Consider the following 15,923-nt stretch of genomic DNA (forward strand, 5'->3'; position numbering starts at 1 on the left):
TGATGAACCCGAGCAGAGGATGAACATTAAGGCGTTGCGGTTAGGGCTGTATCGCTGGGGCCGTTATTGGGTGCACCAAGAATTGGGCAAGGGGTTTTCAAACCGCAGCGCCTGCGACCGCTTAGGTGAAGCGATGGGCGGTGGCAACTTAAAGCACGAACTCAACGTGCCTGCCCACGTCGCCCATTTTGACCACCTCGTTGAGCAGCTATCCATTAACTGCAAACGCGCTATTCGCGCCCATTACCTGTGCAAAGAGCAGTGGGCCTTAATGGGATTTGACAGTAAAAAGTCATACATCTTCTGGTTAAGAAAAGCCGAAATGGCACTGCTAGATAGGATGAATTAGAAGGAACGCCCTCTTACGAGGGCTGGCGGGTTAGCCGGTTGTCCACCAAGACTGCTAACCCGTTGACTGGATTTTACCAAAGGTTCGGCCCGTTATCTCGGTAAATATGCCGGTTTCACTTTTTATTGCAATGGGAATAACCTTGGCCATTTAAGTTGCTTAACCAACAAGGGAGTTTATGAAGCAAGATGTGGCGGCTTACATGAAATATCACAACTTGGAGCAACTTCATTTTGCTAATGATGGTCTGTCACCGGTAGAGTTTGAAAATTCTCAACTAAAAGTGCCTAGTTTGGGTTGACCAGTACAATCTGATCATGGTGACACCGATTAATTCACTGATTGTTCAACAACGCCGCCGATAATCCAAATATTGCATAGTTCTTGCCCCCATCTTTCAAGACAGCATTTAACATCACACCTCCCAAATACAGACAATAATCGCAACTTTTTTAGGTTTCCCTGTGATAACTAATCGCTGATATCCGCTCTTAAAACGAGTGGATATATCTAGCACAAGTACATACATCACAAAAAATTAAATTGAATTATATTTCAGAGTTATATTTGACGCTGTTCACATATTATCAATAAAAATCATAAAATTTCAATTTCACAATCGGAAAAAAGAATATTTCAATCATTGAAAAATATGTGCAACCTCATAGTTTTAAATGTTAACTATAAAACAATCAAATAACAACCTAGGCAATAAGCATTAAAAGGAGCAATATATAACACATAAATAAAGCTAAGAGTTTACTAAAGTGAATATAAATAGTCTTAATTACCTTCAGCTTAGAGTTTTACTTTCAATTTATAAGAATGGGCAAGGCAACATTGCTGCCACGGAGCTTGGCTTATCAAACTGTAACGTCACTCGTACGTTAAACATACTTAGAGATATATTTAATGATTCATTGTTTATTCGAAAGTCTAATGGATTAATTCCAACCACAAAGTTAGAAGAAATCATTCCACATGCCAAATATCTGGTTGAACAATATCAATTGCTGGAACGTCAACATTCTGTTTTTACTCCTAGTGAATCTAGTGGTCATTTTGTAATACGTGCTTATGATGAATTTGTTTATGCAGTTCACACCGTGATCGCTAATTATATTCAACCAGAAGCGCCAAATCTTAGATTTGATGTCCGTAGCTTAAGTCACGACTGTAACAATGAACTAATTACAGGTGATATCGATTTTGTTGTTGTTTATGAAGGTTTTGATGACATCAGACTTAACAACGAAATCTTCTCGGAAACCGGAGATATCTACATTTTGGCTAATCATAATCACCCAATATTAGAGGGTGAGATGTCATTGGAGCAATTATCACATTATCCGTTATTAGAGATCGATAACTATAACGATCTCAGTTGTCCATTACTAGTCAATCTATGTCGTGACAAAGGATTGCAAATGGATATTGCGGGGTATACAGACAGTGTTGCAACAGCCATGCAAATCCTGGCGCAATCAAACAGCATCACGCTAAGTTGTAACCAATTCACTCGTCGATTTGTTGATATGATCCCAACAGTACTTTATCGAAGATTAACTGATGAAATGATTAAAGATATTAAGGAAATTCGTAGCGAACAAAGAGCAGTTGGAAATTATATTCTCTATGGGAACATAAATAACTCCCCTGCATTCAATTGGGTTAAATCAAAACTAATTTACGGATTAGAGAGAGAATGGCGATTAGCTTCAGCTAGTTAAGAGATATGTCACACGTCAATAAAGAGGTAGTTAATGGAGTTCACACTTTTTTGTATCGCGGCCTTTGCTGCTTATCTGGTGTTAAAAAAACCAGAAAAAGAGTCGCTCGCAGACAAATTATTATTTGGTTGCATTGGTTTAAGTTTCTTCATTTGGATAATGATGTCCTGGGGCATTTTACTTCCTATCGGCAATTACTAAAGGGCTACCATGAAAGAGCATTTATTTAATAAGCTAGCTTCATTTGCTTCTATTATTATCATGGCATTACCCGTTGGTATTGCTTGTTTTATTTTCGGATTTATTTATTTAGATAACCCTTGCGCATTTTGCTGGCAAGAACGAACAGCCATGATTTTAGTAGCGCTAACGGCTCTCTATATCGTTCGCTTTGGCCTAAAACCCAAATATATCGCAGCGCTAGTTTGGCTTGGAATATATGGGGCTTTTATGGCCTCAGTTCATACATCTATCAATTTAGGTAGCGATATTGGTCAAGGTTTCTCACTGAAAATCATGGGAGCTCATACCTATACTTGGGCGTTATTCGTATTTGTCACTGTCCTTATTGTGGTGGCATTACTCATGCTTACACTTGGCAATAAGTTCCCGAATAACGGCTACGGCAAGCAACCACTCGATACGCTCCCTAAGGTTGCCTGTTGGATATTCCTGGTCGTGATCAGTGGCAATATTGTCCAAGCCTTTACACAAACAGGTCCTCTTCCCTTCGTAGGTCAAGATAGCCCTGGTCGAGTCTCTTTTAACCCTCAATACATGAGTTGGGAACTCGACCACTGGCCAACTTATGCACCTAATGCCCGCGGTGCTTACGCTATTGATAATCCAGAGATTGAATCTTGGCAACCAACCGAAGCACAATTTTCTGATGCACCTAGAGTTAAGTTAGTCGCAGAACAAGTGCTGCCATCGGAGATAAGCGGACGCGTGACTGCCATTGACTATCAGGCTGAAGCAGGAATTTATGCCCTGACGACGACCGATAATTGGGTCTATATCCTCGATAAGCAAATGCAAATCCTCAGCAAGGCGCAAATTGATGGCATGTATATGCTGCATATTGAAACGCTTCATGGGGTTGCCTTTACTTCAACTAACAGCTTGCTGGTGATGGGATTCAATAAAGCATGGGTTGAATTAACCTTAGATCCTACACAAAACTGGGAAATGAACTATCGCCGTTTTAACCAAAGCAGCGATGGTATAGGCGAAATCGCTCGCGGCCAGTTCAGCACGGTACGCGCTAAAACCAGTTACAGCTTGGCATTGGGTTACAGCAGCACACTCGAACAATTTGTCACTGTGACGACCCGCGATGCGCTCAACGAACACTTAGTGTTATCACGCTTTGACCGCACAGATATGACGCTCTCTGCCGAATCTAATCTGCAAGGACTCCCTGCATTACCACAGGTAACAGGTATCAGCGTTCAAGGTGAACAAGCATGGCTCCTCAACAACGACGGTAGCGAGGTATTAAAACTCAATCTGCTCACTGGTGAAGTAGCACCTATGGCCAAACTTGCAGGCACAACCAATCCGCAAGGACTATTAGTACAGGATGGCAAGCTGTTGACCATCAGCCAGATCAATGGGCAAAACCTACTACAAACCTATGTGATGTAAGTAATTTCGCCCCGGGCTTTTCTCGGGGCACGCCGGCTACCCGGCAATATAAAAGGCACAAAACCAATAATCAAAATGAACCTAAGGTTCAAAACATAGTGGGTGATGACGATGAAAATCGATAGACGCACGTTTTTGCAGGGAGCTGCAGCAAGCGCTGTGCTGTCCTCTCTGTCAGGGTTAACCCCCGGTATTGCAAATGCTAAAGAACCGGGAGCTAATACGGGACTATTAGCAAAACGAGAAGGGGAGATAAAGTACCACACTTGCCAACGTAACTGCGCTGACCGCTGTCTGCTCAAGTTTACGGTGCAAAATGGCCGTATGACCTATGTAGAGGGAGCTTCAGAGATGAAGAAGATGGGCACCTCTCCCTGCGTTAAAGGCCACGCCTACGTACAATACACCTATGCGGCGGATCGTATTCTCCACCCCATGGAACGCGCGGGCAAAAAAGGCGAAGGCAAATGGCGCCGTATCTCTTGGGATGAAGCCTATGCCAAAATTGCTAGCCGACTGCAGCAGATCATTAAAGACCACGGAGCCGATTCAATTTTGCCCTATAGCTACTCAGGTCATGAGGGGGTTATCGGTAAATACGGCGGACCAAGCCGTTTCTTTAATGCTATTGGTGCACGCAAGCTTGACCGAAAGGTTTGTGTATTCGCCGCTTATGAGGGCTTAAAGTCGGTTACTGGTACCTACCAAGGACCCGATCCCTACGACAATATCTATACCAACTGCTATATCTCTTGGGGGCAAAATGAAACCGCCACCAATGTGCATGGCATCAAGTTCATTAACCAAGCGCGAGACAAAGGTGCCAAACTGTTAGTAGTTAACCCTATTCGCACACCTATCGCCTCACAAGCAGATATCTGGTTGCAACCTAGACCCAGTACCGATACCCATTTGGCTTCAGGCATCATGAAGTATCTGATTGAACACGACTTGGCCGATCTCAAGTTTATCAAGGCAAACACCTTGGGTTACGAGCAACTGCTTATACGCCTCAATGAGATGAGCTATGAAGAGATTGAGCGTGTCACTGGTGTACCAACAGCCAAGATGTTTGAGTTTGCTAAAGTCTATGGTGAATCAGAGCTTTCTGTATTGCGCTTAGGCTACGGTATGCAACGTAACTTCAACGGTGCTCGTATGTCACGGGCCATCGCAATGATGCACGCTGTTGCAGGCCAATATGGAAAGATTGGTAATGGCTTTATTTACGACAACACCCAAGCAGATGACAGTTTAAACTACAGTAAAGGTCGTGCCGACCATATTCACCCTAACCCAGACACAGTGGGCCATGTGAACATGACAGAAATTGCCAAAGCGCTCGATCCTGAAAACCCTATAGCCTATGGGAAACCGATCAAACCGATTAAGGCGGTCATTAACTACAATGGTAACTTTGTCTCGGTTGCACCCGATTCAAATGCCTGCCGCCGTGGCGCCATGCGCGATGATCTGTTCTTGGTTGTCCATGACTTCTTGATGACAGATACTGCTGAATTAGCTGATATCATTGTGCCTTCCACCACCCAGTTTGAGTTCCCAGACATGGGCACAGACTACAACTGTTACCATATGCAAACCTCTGAAAAAGTTATTGAGCCGTTAGGTGAATCTAAAGATAACTGGATCTTCTTTAAAGAGTTAGGTGCCCATATGGGACTCGACCGATTCCCTGAGATGCGCGTTGATTACGAGCAGATACTACGTGACTTCCTTGACACCGAAGAGCCTGCCTTTAGACACAACAACATTACTTATGAGCAGATCATTCGCGACAAATTTGTCACCGTCTATGATCAACGGCCTTACTTCGGCGATGGCAAATATAAGACAGACAGTGGCAAGATTGAGTTCTATTCAGAGATGATGAAAGAGGCTGGTTTCCACCCAGTTATTGACTTCGGATTACCTGAAGATGAGATGCTCCCTGAAGAGAAAAACTTGCCATTCCGTTTACTGTCACCTGCGATTCCGCAACGCGCAAACAGCGCCTTCTATAACGTGAAGTATATTCGTAACTTCCCAGCGTATTTTGCCAAGATTAACACTGAAGATGCGGCAGAGTTAGGGATTAATAATAACGACAGAGTCAGACTCAATAACCAACGAGGCGAAGCCTTTTTTATTGCTCAGGTATCGACCCAAGTCGTTCGCGGTACCGTGATGGCACCTAAAAATAACTGGCGCCGCATGGACCCTCAAGGTAAAGCAAGCTGTACCAATAACCTGACCACTGACACCCTGACCGATATGGGCGGCTGCTCTGCATATCATTCTACCCGTGTCGCACTCACCAAAGCCTAAGGAGTAACTGATGTCATTAAATAAGAAATTGGGCTTTGTATTCAGACAAGAGAACTGTGTCGGCTGTGGAGCGTGTACCGTAGCCTGCCAAATCCACAATGAATTGCCCGAAAACCATCGTTTTCGTAAAGTTGATCGCTATGAAGTTAAGCGCGCTGACGGCGCTATCGATGTGTGGTTGTCCCATGCGTGTATGCACTGTGAAAACCCAGCATGCCTAATGGTCTGCCCAGCCAAAGCCTACCATGTTCGTGATGACGGCATTGTGGTACTAGATCGAGAGAAATGTACAGGATGTGGCCTTTGCGCCAGCGCCTGCCCATATGATGCGGTCAGCATTCGTGAAGACGATGGTAAAGCCGACAAGTGTAATATGTGTGTCGAGCTACTCGATCGCGGCATGAAACCAGCTTGCGTCAGTGGTTGCCCTGTGGAGTGTCTTGATGTTGGTAATCTGCAAGAGACACTCAAACGTCCATCTGCGAGTAAAGAAGGCATTGGCTATAGTGACTGTATTACCAAGCCTAACCTAGTGATCATTAAGGAACGCGCATAATGACAATCCAATATGGCCCGATAGCAATGGCTTATCATGCCTTTAAATCAATGATGTTTGCTCCTTCTGACACTCATGCGCTCGTGGGGTTAATAACCTATCTGCAGCAAGCACGTCCAGAAAGCCCATTACTGAATGAGGCGATGAAGTTTAGCAGTGATGCATCCGAATTAGAGTTCGACTTTAACCGCATGTGTATCGGGCCATATAAGTTATTAGTCGCCCCCTACGAGTCAGTGTATCTGAGCGGTAACCATCAAATTTTTACCGAAGAAACAGTTCGGGTTGCAGAGTTTTACCAACAAATTGGCCTCATTATCGACGATAGTTTTAATGAGCCAGCCGATTTCATTGGTAATGAACTCGAATTCCTGTACTGCTTGCATGCCATGGCTTTTGAGCAACATACGCTCGATAAACATGAGTATGTGTTGACACTGAACGAACTTGCAGATGAATTTCTTGCAATGCACCTAGGTCGTTGGATAACCCCATTTTGCGAGGGAATTATCCAACATGCCACTCAAGCATTCTGGCGCGAGTTCGCCAAAGAGTTACTGCACTTTATCAATGAACAACATCAAACCGTTAAGCATTAACGGGTATACCGATGAGTCGTCTAACCATGGTGTCATTATCAACCGTGGTTAGACCCAATACGCGGCCACTGCGTGTCGCAAGGAGTTATTAATGAGTAAAGCAATAAGATGGTTCAGCCTTATTGTACTCAGCCTATTTGCATCCAGTTATGCATTGGCTGACGAGGTCGCTACGCTGCAGCCGCAGCAGTGGCAAACAATTGAAGAACATGCGATTGCCGGTGACATTCCTGAGATCCGTGGCATGCCAACACAACCCGAACTGCTGATGCCCGCATCAGTCCCTGAGCAGGCCGATGAGTCAATCCTGGCTTATTTGGGCGCCACCGATAGCATCGCGTTTTTACTCTTTGCGAGCCTATTTGGTGTGACTATTGTCTTCATCGCTTTTGTGATTATTAACGGCGTGTCAAAACTGGATCATGGGTTTTCAGGCAAGTTAATTAAACGTTGGTCAGGTTTAAGTGTCAGTGTGCACTGGCTAGGAGCCATCCCCTGCATTTTGCTTATGTTAACGGGTTTGGTATTGGGCGGCGGTCGTCTCTACTTTGAGCCTGGTATGAACGCAGGTGCTTGGTCGGCCTTGGCCGGATTATCGAGTGGCTTGCATGAGCTTATGGCGTGGCCATTTATCCTAGGTTATCTGCTGATGATCATTATGTGGGCACCTAAGCAGTTCCCAGCAAGTTATGATCTTAAATGGTTTGCTGTCTTGGGTGGTTATATCAACATGGGCAAAAAACAGCACCCTGATGCAGGTTTTGCCAATGCGGGCGAAAAGCTGTGGTTCTGGGTGTTTGCCATATTTGGCGGTGTAATGGTGGTCTCAGGGCTAACCATGATGTTCCCCGCTACATTTGAGGTCACTAAAAATACCGCCAACTTGATGCTGCTATTGCACATAGGCTCAACCATCATCATCAGTGCATTCTCTGTGGTACATATCTTTATGGCAACAGTGATGTCAGAGGGCGGCATGTCTAACATGACCTCTGGCTATTGCGATGAAAACTGGGCCAAACAACATCATAACCTTTGGTTTAACGACCTGAAAAAAGCAGGGAAAGTGTAAAACCAAACCTAGGCTGAGTGCGCTGGCGCTCAGCTTCTTCATCTTCAATTACGCGTATGTGAAAGCCATTTGCCGACTCTTTTAAATAGAGCTTGGGGGCTATGCACATGCCAAAAACCGTAAAAGTAAGGTTTACACCAATGAAAACATGTCATATTTCACGTAAAACAGCCCTGATTATTGCCATGGGTTTAAGCGCCTCACAGGCCTATGCGGCCGAGGCCGATGCGTTATCGACACAGGTGGAAGCGCTCAATCAACGCATTGCACAATTAGAGCAAAACACGGCACCGTCACAGTTTAAAAACAGCCAAGTCAGCCTGTACGGCTCGATTCGCCCAACCTTAAGCTACCTTGATGAAGGTGATGAACAAACATGGGACGTTAGGGATGCACTGTCTCGTATCGGCATTAAAGCCAGCACAGAATTTGCCGATGGCTGGCAAGCCATTGCTCAAGGTGAATGGAATGTTGATATTGCCAATTCAGGTAACTTTGGCAAAGCCCGTCAAGCTTATGCCGCTATTGCTTCACCTTACGGCCAAGTCGGTATAGGTAAACAGCGCCCAGCGCAATACACCTTAGTGGCCGAGTACGTGGATATCTTTAACCACGGCAACAGCCCATATGCCTATGATCACGAAAGTCCATTTTTTGTCGATAACTTTGTCACCTACCAATTGGTCAGCAATGGCTTAACCTTTATGGCAGGTGTGCAAGTTGATGGTAACCAAGGCGACAGTAATGCCGATATGATTAACCTTGGTTTGGGCTACGACACTGGCGCCCTGCATTTAGGTTTAGGTTATGTCACCCAAGACACCCTAATTGACGGTAAAGTCGGCGGTGATAACCAAACATTGGGCGGTGTAGCGGCTTATACCTTTAACAACGGTCTCTATGTCGCCGTTAGCTACCAAGACAAACAATATAATTTCGACCAGTCACTCACCAATGCCGACCGCAGTGGCAGCACTTTAGATACGGCGTTGGCCTATCCACTCAACGATGAGTACAAAATCAAACTAGGGTATTTTCAGTTTAAAGATGGCATCAAGGGTAATGGCTCTGCTGACTACGATGGCTTTAACACCACACTAGAGTGGAATCCTCTCAGCAATGTGCGTGTGCACCTTGAGTACCTGGATAAAAGCTTGGAGAACGGCAACGATGACCAAGCAGTAACTATCGGCTTTAGATATGACTTCAACCTGACTTGGCAAGGCTAATTTAGCCCTCAATCGCTAAGCCATCCAAAGAGGCTGCTTCCCAGCCTCTTTATTTCACACCACGTTGTGGAGAGTTCAAATTGATAGGATTTAGAAAATCGCTCATCGCGTCGATGGTGGCTTTGGTCACCCTCTGTTTGTTGGTTTCCAACTGGTTGTCTTATATGGAAATAAAGCAAAACACCATTGACAGCGCCAACGAGAAACTCACCGATGTGGTAAAATATGAGTCCAGTAATATTGAAAACTGGTTTAAAGAGAAAGCCGATGCCATCGATGCTCTGGCTTTGCACTATCAGGCTGGCACGTATCGGGACAATTATGTCAATGCGGCCAGAATGGCTACCGACGTAGGCGGTGTCGCTCGTATCTACTTTGGCTTTGATGACGGTAGTGCTTACTCAACGGAGACCAATGCCAAGTGGAGAAATGGTAAAGCAATACCAGAAAAATACGACCCACGCGTTCGTCCATGGTATCCACAAGGCAAATCATCTCACAACCTTGATATTACCGACATCTATGTCGATGATGGCACTGGGCACGATGTTATCTCTATCTTAAAGAACCTCGGAAACGGCGTTGTGCTTGGCGATATTGAACTCACCTACCTGAGTGAAACCGTCAAGGCTGTAGGCTACCCTGGCGCTGTCACATTGATCACAGACCAAACAGGTAAAGTACTGGCATCAGAATCAAGTAAGCTAGTAACTGGCTCGCGATTTTCTGACTTTGGCTTGGGACAAGTAGAACAAAAACTATTGTCCAATGATGAGGTGATGCAGGAATACAGCATAGATGGCCAAGATACATTAGCCTTCTCTAAAGCGATTAAACTCGTCAACGGCAAAAAGTGGTATCTGTTTGTTGGGCTCGACAAATCGGTGGCCTATGCCGCTGTGGACAAAGCACTTTATAGTGCTCTACTCTCATCGGGAATAATGCTCGCCTTAGCGATTGCTACCTTGCTGGGCGTGCTCTCTATCCTCTACCGACCGATTCTATCACTAAAACAGATGGTGAGTGAATTGTCGCACGGCAATGGCGATCTCACTCGACGCTTAGAGGTTAGAACAGATGATGATTTAGGCCAGATCTCTAAGGGGATTAATCTCTTTATTGAGCAGCTGCAACGTATGATGCTAGAAGTGTTGCAATCGTCCACTCATATCGCCAATAGTGTTGAGCGTCTTAAAGCTGAAACCGACGCTAATAGTGTAATACTGACAGCTCACGCCACCGAAACCGAACAGATTGTTGCCGCCATTGAGGAGATGAGTGCGACGGCAAACGATGTAGCGCGCAACGGTGCAGAAACCGCCTCGTTCACTCAGATCACCAAGCAGCAAACATTAGCGTCAAAATCGGTTGTCGCCGACGCCACGGATACCGTTGCCAAATTGGTGAGAGAAGTGGAAAACACCTCTGCCAGCATTGCGCAAATAGATAGAGATACTGTCAATATTACTCAAGTGCTAAAAGTCATTGGCGAGATAGCCGATCAAACTAACCTATTAGCACTCAATGCCGCCATCGAGGCTGCCCGAGCAGGTGAACAAGGTCGTGGCTTTGCCGTGGTGGCCGACGAGGTAAGAGCATTAGCGGCACGAACCCAATCCAGTACCGCTGAAATCGAGGTGACGCTCTATACACTAACAGAAACCTCAAAAACCGCCATCTCGTCGATGGATATCACTAAAAATACCTGCCTTAAAACTGCCGACACCACCAAAAAAGTGGCGAGCGATCTTGATACCATTGGCAGCTCTGTCGATCGTATTAATGATCTCAATGCGCAAATAGCCACTGCTGCAGAGGAGCAAAGCTCGGTTTCCAATGAGATCACTCGCAACATGTCTGCCATTTGTGAAATGGCTAATGAGTTATCGGTCAACGGTGAGAGTACCGCTAATGAAACATTAAATTTGGCAGCAGCCAACCAACAACTTACGCTTATCGTTAATCAGTTCAAATTAACCTAAGCACTGAATAGCCGTAAGATTATTGCAGTAACCTCAGAAAACAGTGTGCACTAAATGACAATTAATCGCATGTAATCTTGCTACCTAAAGCCATTATGATCACCAACTGCGTCTATCATGAGTAAATATACTGCACCGACATTTTCTCTTTCGCTGCTGCATCACAAGTTGTTCAGGTCTAATCCCATCGGACGGTTAAGATGTAAGACACTTTTGATTTATTACAAAAATTCGTGCAAGCAATGAGTTAGCAAGGTGTAATGAGGAATCGCTTTAAGTGATTTTGGTCGGATAGGCGACACCTGTTACCAGGTGCCGCCCTCCTAAGGACCGTACGTGCAACTTTCATTGCATACGGCTCAAGCCTCCACTAAGGCGCACTTGCGGTTGTCAGGAGGAACGTCCTTTCACGATTCTGCTCCTGCCCAGCATCTGCTGGACTTCGTTACATTGTGTGACTTGCTACTTTATTCAGAGCCATAGGGTCATCTGGTGATACAGATGGTTCACTCTTATCGTGGTGAACAGCGCTCCATACGACTTACGTAGCACGGGCAGAAGTGAGCTAAAGCAGCCTTTCGAATCTAATTGTATCGTGATTTGAATATTGACAGGTTAAGTCCATGACTAATCCAGTTCAATCGTACGTTCAGTTTGATCTGTTCTTAAACCATTATCTTCACCTGCGGACGTGTCAACCTGCCTCGTTACGCTTCATGCCTAGTCGTCAATTTTATCCAATCCCAAAGCGCAGCATGAGCGCTAAACAGCTATACGTTAAGGCCAGTGGTCGATGATGGCCGGTACCAAAGAGTGTTGTTCTACTTGGTTCTATGTTCCTGCCTTGTGTTTACCTGCCGATGTGTCCACTCATCTCACGTTGGCTAGTTGTCTATTGGAGGCTGGGGGATCGATTGTGCGGATAGGTGTTGATGCCTGGCATCAAGGTGCATGCTTCCGTTCGTTAGCTGCTTAATAGCTGCAGTTGCGTTAGTCGTTCAGGCATTTGCTGATGTTTGTGGGTGAAGCCGGCATTGATAGGGTTTATATAGACGTGTTGTGGGACGATGACGAGTGAGAATAGCGCACGTTTTCTTAGTCTTAGTTGTTGCTGATATGTAGTGTTCCGATAGGTGTATTACACCATTGTGGTTCAATCGTTTTTCGATGCGGCCTAGATAATCCCTAGATCCTATCAAAAAGTTGGGAGTACTCAAACCCATGCAGCAGTAAGGCTACAGGCGAGTCGTTGCATCAACCCTACAGGAGGATGCAATGGCGTGCTTTTGTTGGTCTTGTGTTAATTTTATCAGGTTAAAAAGGTCAGGGGAATTGCGAGGTTTTGAGCAGTCTTGCGTGAGCTCCAAGCGCTCAATCTCCACTCGACATCACATTTCTGGACAAAACCTTGTTAGATTTTTTACTCTAACTCGTTGGTTTCGGATTAATATTTCTATGGATTAATGCCGCGCTCTGAGGTAAATTGAAGCCAAGCGGAAAATTTGTCCGAAGCAGCGCCTTGTTAAAAGTTTTCACGGCTAATCCACGAAGCCACAGCGAACGAATATGCAACAACATCTGACCCATGGACACGTTTTCCTTCCTTTAGCATTCTCGTCACATCAAGCACGATGTGATTTCCATCAGCTATTTCCCCTGTCATCTGCATGATGGTAGTTTCGAAGCTTTTCATTAGCTGTGGTGTTGACATCATTCTCTTATGATCCTCCGCCGCTTCATGAGCAATAAAGTTTCTAGCTTTTCTTGCCTCATGTACCTTTTCTTCTACCCAGTCAGGCAATCCATGCACATCAATGAGTAACTTTATCTTTGCATGCAAAGTACCTGACTTGACCAACTTATAGATCTCGTAAGAGAACTCACTGTCTGATTTTTCAATATCAAAAAGATGGGCCAAAGTACGACAGTTACTTTCAAATTCTGTAGCGTATGCCAATGCTCTTCCCAACACAGCGTAAACCGCATCTGATTCTTCTGTTCGTTCTGGCATTGACAATAGTGGATGGCTCATAGACTTTTAACGCCATGTTAAGGGGTGAGCAACGCAATACAAAAGCCGCCGCATACTACTTTAATCACTTAAACCAACGCATAGTGAAAATGCCACGCGTTGCGAATCCCTCTTAAACAGATTGTATGTGCAAAACCACACCTACACTTACCACTCTTGGAACGGCTTACCCTTGTTTTTGTTAACTAGTTCTACTAGCTGCTTAATCTTGTCCTCAGAGTCATCAAAAAGACGATTAATCGATAATTCCATAACTTCATATGCAAAAGCCAGATCGTACTCTTTTAGCGCCCCCTCATGACTAGCTTCGTTCCCTAACCATTTAATTGCCATTAACAATTTAGCGACTTCAGGCTGCGATTTACTAAAAGCTTCTATTCTTTCATGCAGTACTTTGATTTTCGCTAACTCGGGATCAATTGTAGTAAGTAACGTTTCAATTGCTATTCTTAGTTTATTTGCCGAAGCGGAGACGTCGGTCCATGCTAGTTTAAACGATGAAAACAACAAGTCTTGAACTGGCTTCGGGCATTTATTGTGGATTAGAAATAAAGGAATTGCCGGCTCAAAATACTTCGGATAAAAAATGGGGAAGTCCTCATATTCATCGTCAGGACCTTGAGGAGGAAATTCGTGATGGCTACCTGTTCCACAGCTGTATGTACGACCGTTGCAGTTTGGACAAAGGAAAGAGCCCGAATATCTATATTCAATGCAATCCACTTCAAATTCAGGATGGGAATGAAGCGCCTTAGAGTCAGGGTTTTCCTCAAATGAGAATGTTGCATTATCCAACTTAATCTCACCAGTAGAACAATGTGGGCACAAAACAGGAGGCGTATTGTGCTCTGTGAAGCTAACGGTGAATCTTTTGTTTATATAATCGAAATAATTTTCTACCACTTTATACGTACCTTAAATTTTGCACATAAAGCCGCAATAAGCGGTGAGTAACAGTTTGCTAAAATGTGAAACGAAGTGGAACCGAGCAAACTGTTACGAATCCGACTTTATTGCCTTGTGTACGCCCAGCACGGGCATGAACTAATGAGGTGAAAGTCCTCTGTAGGAAGATCACCGTTCAATAACGTGCTGTTATTAAACGTTAACTACTAGCGAATGGCAAGGGCTTAATCGCAAGGTTTGGTCTGGAGGAAGCCGCTAGCAAATTTGCGAGCTGATGAACAAGAACATCATATGAGGCGTAGGCTAGAGGTGAGTTGGCATGTGATTAAGCAGAAGTCAGCAGACGGCATGTAGCCCAACGCCCATCGTAATGGATGGGACACGGTGAAAGCCTGAACCTAAAGATCAATGAGGAGCCTGTGCAGCTCAACTATTCCGTGCCCGACCGGGTTTAGGAGCGTTGACGCAAACTGGAGCTAATTGGCCAGTCTGTTTTGAACATCTTTAGGAACCGCCCTGTACGGAGCCGCATGCAGGGGGGGGTGGGGGCTGGAGACTAGATACCTCCGGCTTCCCGATTAACTGTTTTCTCAACGTTTTAGTCCTGAGCTGACAGATACTCCGCCAAAGATTGCCCCACCGCGTAGTCGAGCTTTTTAAGAAGTTTTTTTGCCGAAATTGGGGATAGTTCAATCCAATTTTCTTCATCAATTCGAATAGTAATTAAGCCACCCTGATTAAGATAAGCATCCATATCAATAGGATCTTCTTCTCCACCGCCATAAGTTAGTAACTTAGCCGGAATCTCTATATCTTTAGACATTACATTTTCCTCTAAACAGTTGACGCGTTTGTTAGCTTTTGCTCAATAATACTCTTCATAAGGGTTTTCATTTTCCAGTTTGGAAAAACAATCCTTACATAGTGACTTATAGTTTTCCCAGCCCTTCATATTACCAAAATCTACCTGCTCAAGGTCTTCCTCGAACTCAAGAGCCTGGCACTGCTCACATTCAACAACTGGCTCAGAATGACCACATAAGTAACAAGAATCTGTACCATCGTAAATCACAAATGTATATTTTTTACAAGCTGGACATTCCCATACCTCATCATCTGGAATTTCTTCAGCGACCATTCGCTCGGAAGCTCTGTTCTCAAGCTCTTCAATATAACTATCGAGATTTAGCAACTCTGAGTGAAGTTTAGGTGGAAGTTGGGAAACAATATCTGAATCCAAATGATCGCGGCAAAACGATGTATAAAACCCAACAAGACTCACAAAGTTAGACTTAATTTGTTCGATAGAAAGATCAAACTCAAAATGAACAATTTGATTTCTAAGCTCAGATGCGGTCCTAATGCACTTTACATCGGGTTGCTTTAAATTAACTTTCGATATTTTTTCAAGCCTTTCAATCGCCAAGCCCAGATCTACTGTATGCCTAGGCTTATCTATATTCGAATAAACAAATATTTCATTGGTTCTTCTCAGG

General features: G+C 44.5%; 13 protein-coding genes and 1 pseudogene. 10 read left to right on the forward strand and 4 right to left on the reverse strand.

Features of this window, described 5'->3' with window-relative positions:
• From FW758_RS22770 to FW758_RS22815, 10 genes and pseudogenes are all read left to right on the forward strand, one after another.
• A partial coding sequence (locus FW758_RS22770; protein ID WP_446446620.1) for a hypothetical protein occupies positions 1 to 349 on the forward strand: 349 nt, incomplete at its 5' end.
• Positions 350 to 512: 163 nt separating this feature from the next.
• A pseudogene (locus FW758_RS22775) lies at positions 513 to 650 on the forward strand (IS3 family transposase); the annotation flags it as partial.
• 466 nt (positions 651 to 1,116) lie between these two features.
• Positions 1,117 to 2,079 (forward strand): LysR family transcriptional regulator, encoded by a 963-nt coding sequence (locus FW758_RS22780; RefSeq protein WP_012089444.1) that lies wholly within the window; start codon positions 1,117 to 1,119, stop codon positions 2,077 to 2,079.
• 450 nt (positions 2,080 to 2,529) lie between these two features.
• Entirely contained in the window at positions 2,530 to 3,726 is a 1,197-nt protein-coding gene (locus FW758_RS22785) for a disulfide bond formation protein DsbB (protein ID WP_371824888.1), read from the forward strand.
• A 111-nt stretch (positions 3,727 to 3,837) separates the two neighbouring features.
• On the forward strand, positions 3,838 to 6,051 hold the full coding sequence (locus tag FW758_RS22790; protein ID WP_446446621.1) for a molybdopterin-dependent oxidoreductase: 2,214 nt from the start codon (positions 3,838 to 3,840) through the stop codon (positions 6,049 to 6,051).
• A 10-nt stretch (positions 6,052 to 6,061) separates the two neighbouring features.
• Complete coding sequence (locus FW758_RS22795; RefSeq protein WP_012089441.1) at positions 6,062 to 6,607, forward strand: 4Fe-4S dicluster domain-containing protein; 546 nt, start codon at positions 6,062 to 6,064, stop codon at positions 6,605 to 6,607.
• A complete protein-coding gene (locus FW758_RS22800; protein WP_012089440.1) occupies positions 6,607 to 7,206 on the forward strand; it encodes a TorD/DmsD family molecular chaperone in 600 nt (199 codons plus the stop codon). The genes FW758_RS22795 and FW758_RS22800 overlap by 1 nt, the downstream gene beginning before the upstream one ends.
• 91 nt (positions 7,207 to 7,297) lie before the next feature.
• Positions 7,298 to 8,278: a formate dehydrogenase subunit gamma gene (locus FW758_RS22805; protein WP_311901111.1), complete on the forward strand. Its 981-nt coding sequence runs from the start codon at positions 7,298 to 7,300 to the stop codon at positions 8,276 to 8,278.
• A gap of 140 nt (positions 8,279 to 8,418) precedes the next feature.
• Positions 8,419 to 9,507, forward strand: coding sequence for a porin (locus FW758_RS22810; RefSeq protein WP_041411181.1), 1,089 nt, complete (start codon positions 8,419 to 8,421; stop codon positions 9,505 to 9,507).
• A 113-nt stretch (positions 9,508 to 9,620) separates the two neighbouring features.
• Positions 9,621 to 11,489 carry a methyl-accepting chemotaxis protein gene (locus FW758_RS22815; RefSeq protein ID WP_446446623.1) on the forward strand — a complete coding sequence of 623 codons (1,869 nt, stop codon included), beginning with the start codon at positions 9,621 to 9,623 and terminating at the stop codon, positions 11,487 to 11,489.
• A gap of 1,522 nt (positions 11,490 to 13,011) precedes the next feature.
• Here FW758_RS22815 and FW758_RS22820 read toward each other — a convergent pair.
• The 4 genes from FW758_RS22820 to FW758_RS22835 all read right to left on the reverse strand — a co-directional run.
• Positions 13,012 to 13,521 carry a hypothetical protein gene (locus FW758_RS22820; RefSeq protein ID WP_006083693.1) on the reverse strand — a complete coding sequence of 170 codons (510 nt, stop codon included), beginning with the start codon at positions 13,519 to 13,521 and terminating at the stop codon, positions 13,012 to 13,014.
• A gap of 147 nt (positions 13,522 to 13,668) precedes the next feature.
• Positions 13,669 to 14,316 (reverse strand): DUF4145 domain-containing protein, encoded by a 648-nt coding sequence (locus tag FW758_RS22825; protein WP_263238976.1) that lies wholly within the window; start codon positions 14,314 to 14,316, stop codon positions 13,669 to 13,671.
• 709 nt (positions 14,317 to 15,025) lie between these two features.
• Positions 15,026 to 15,250, reverse strand: coding sequence for a hypothetical protein (locus FW758_RS22830; RefSeq protein WP_014357987.1), 225 nt, complete (start codon positions 15,248 to 15,250; stop codon positions 15,026 to 15,028).
• Between the two features lie 42 nt (positions 15,251 to 15,292).
• The coding region (locus FW758_RS22835) for a hypothetical protein (RefSeq protein ID WP_446446622.1) at positions 15,293 to 15,923 on the reverse strand (631 nt) is incomplete at its 5' end.

The organism is Shewanella sp. 1180_01 (assembly GCF_052850535.1).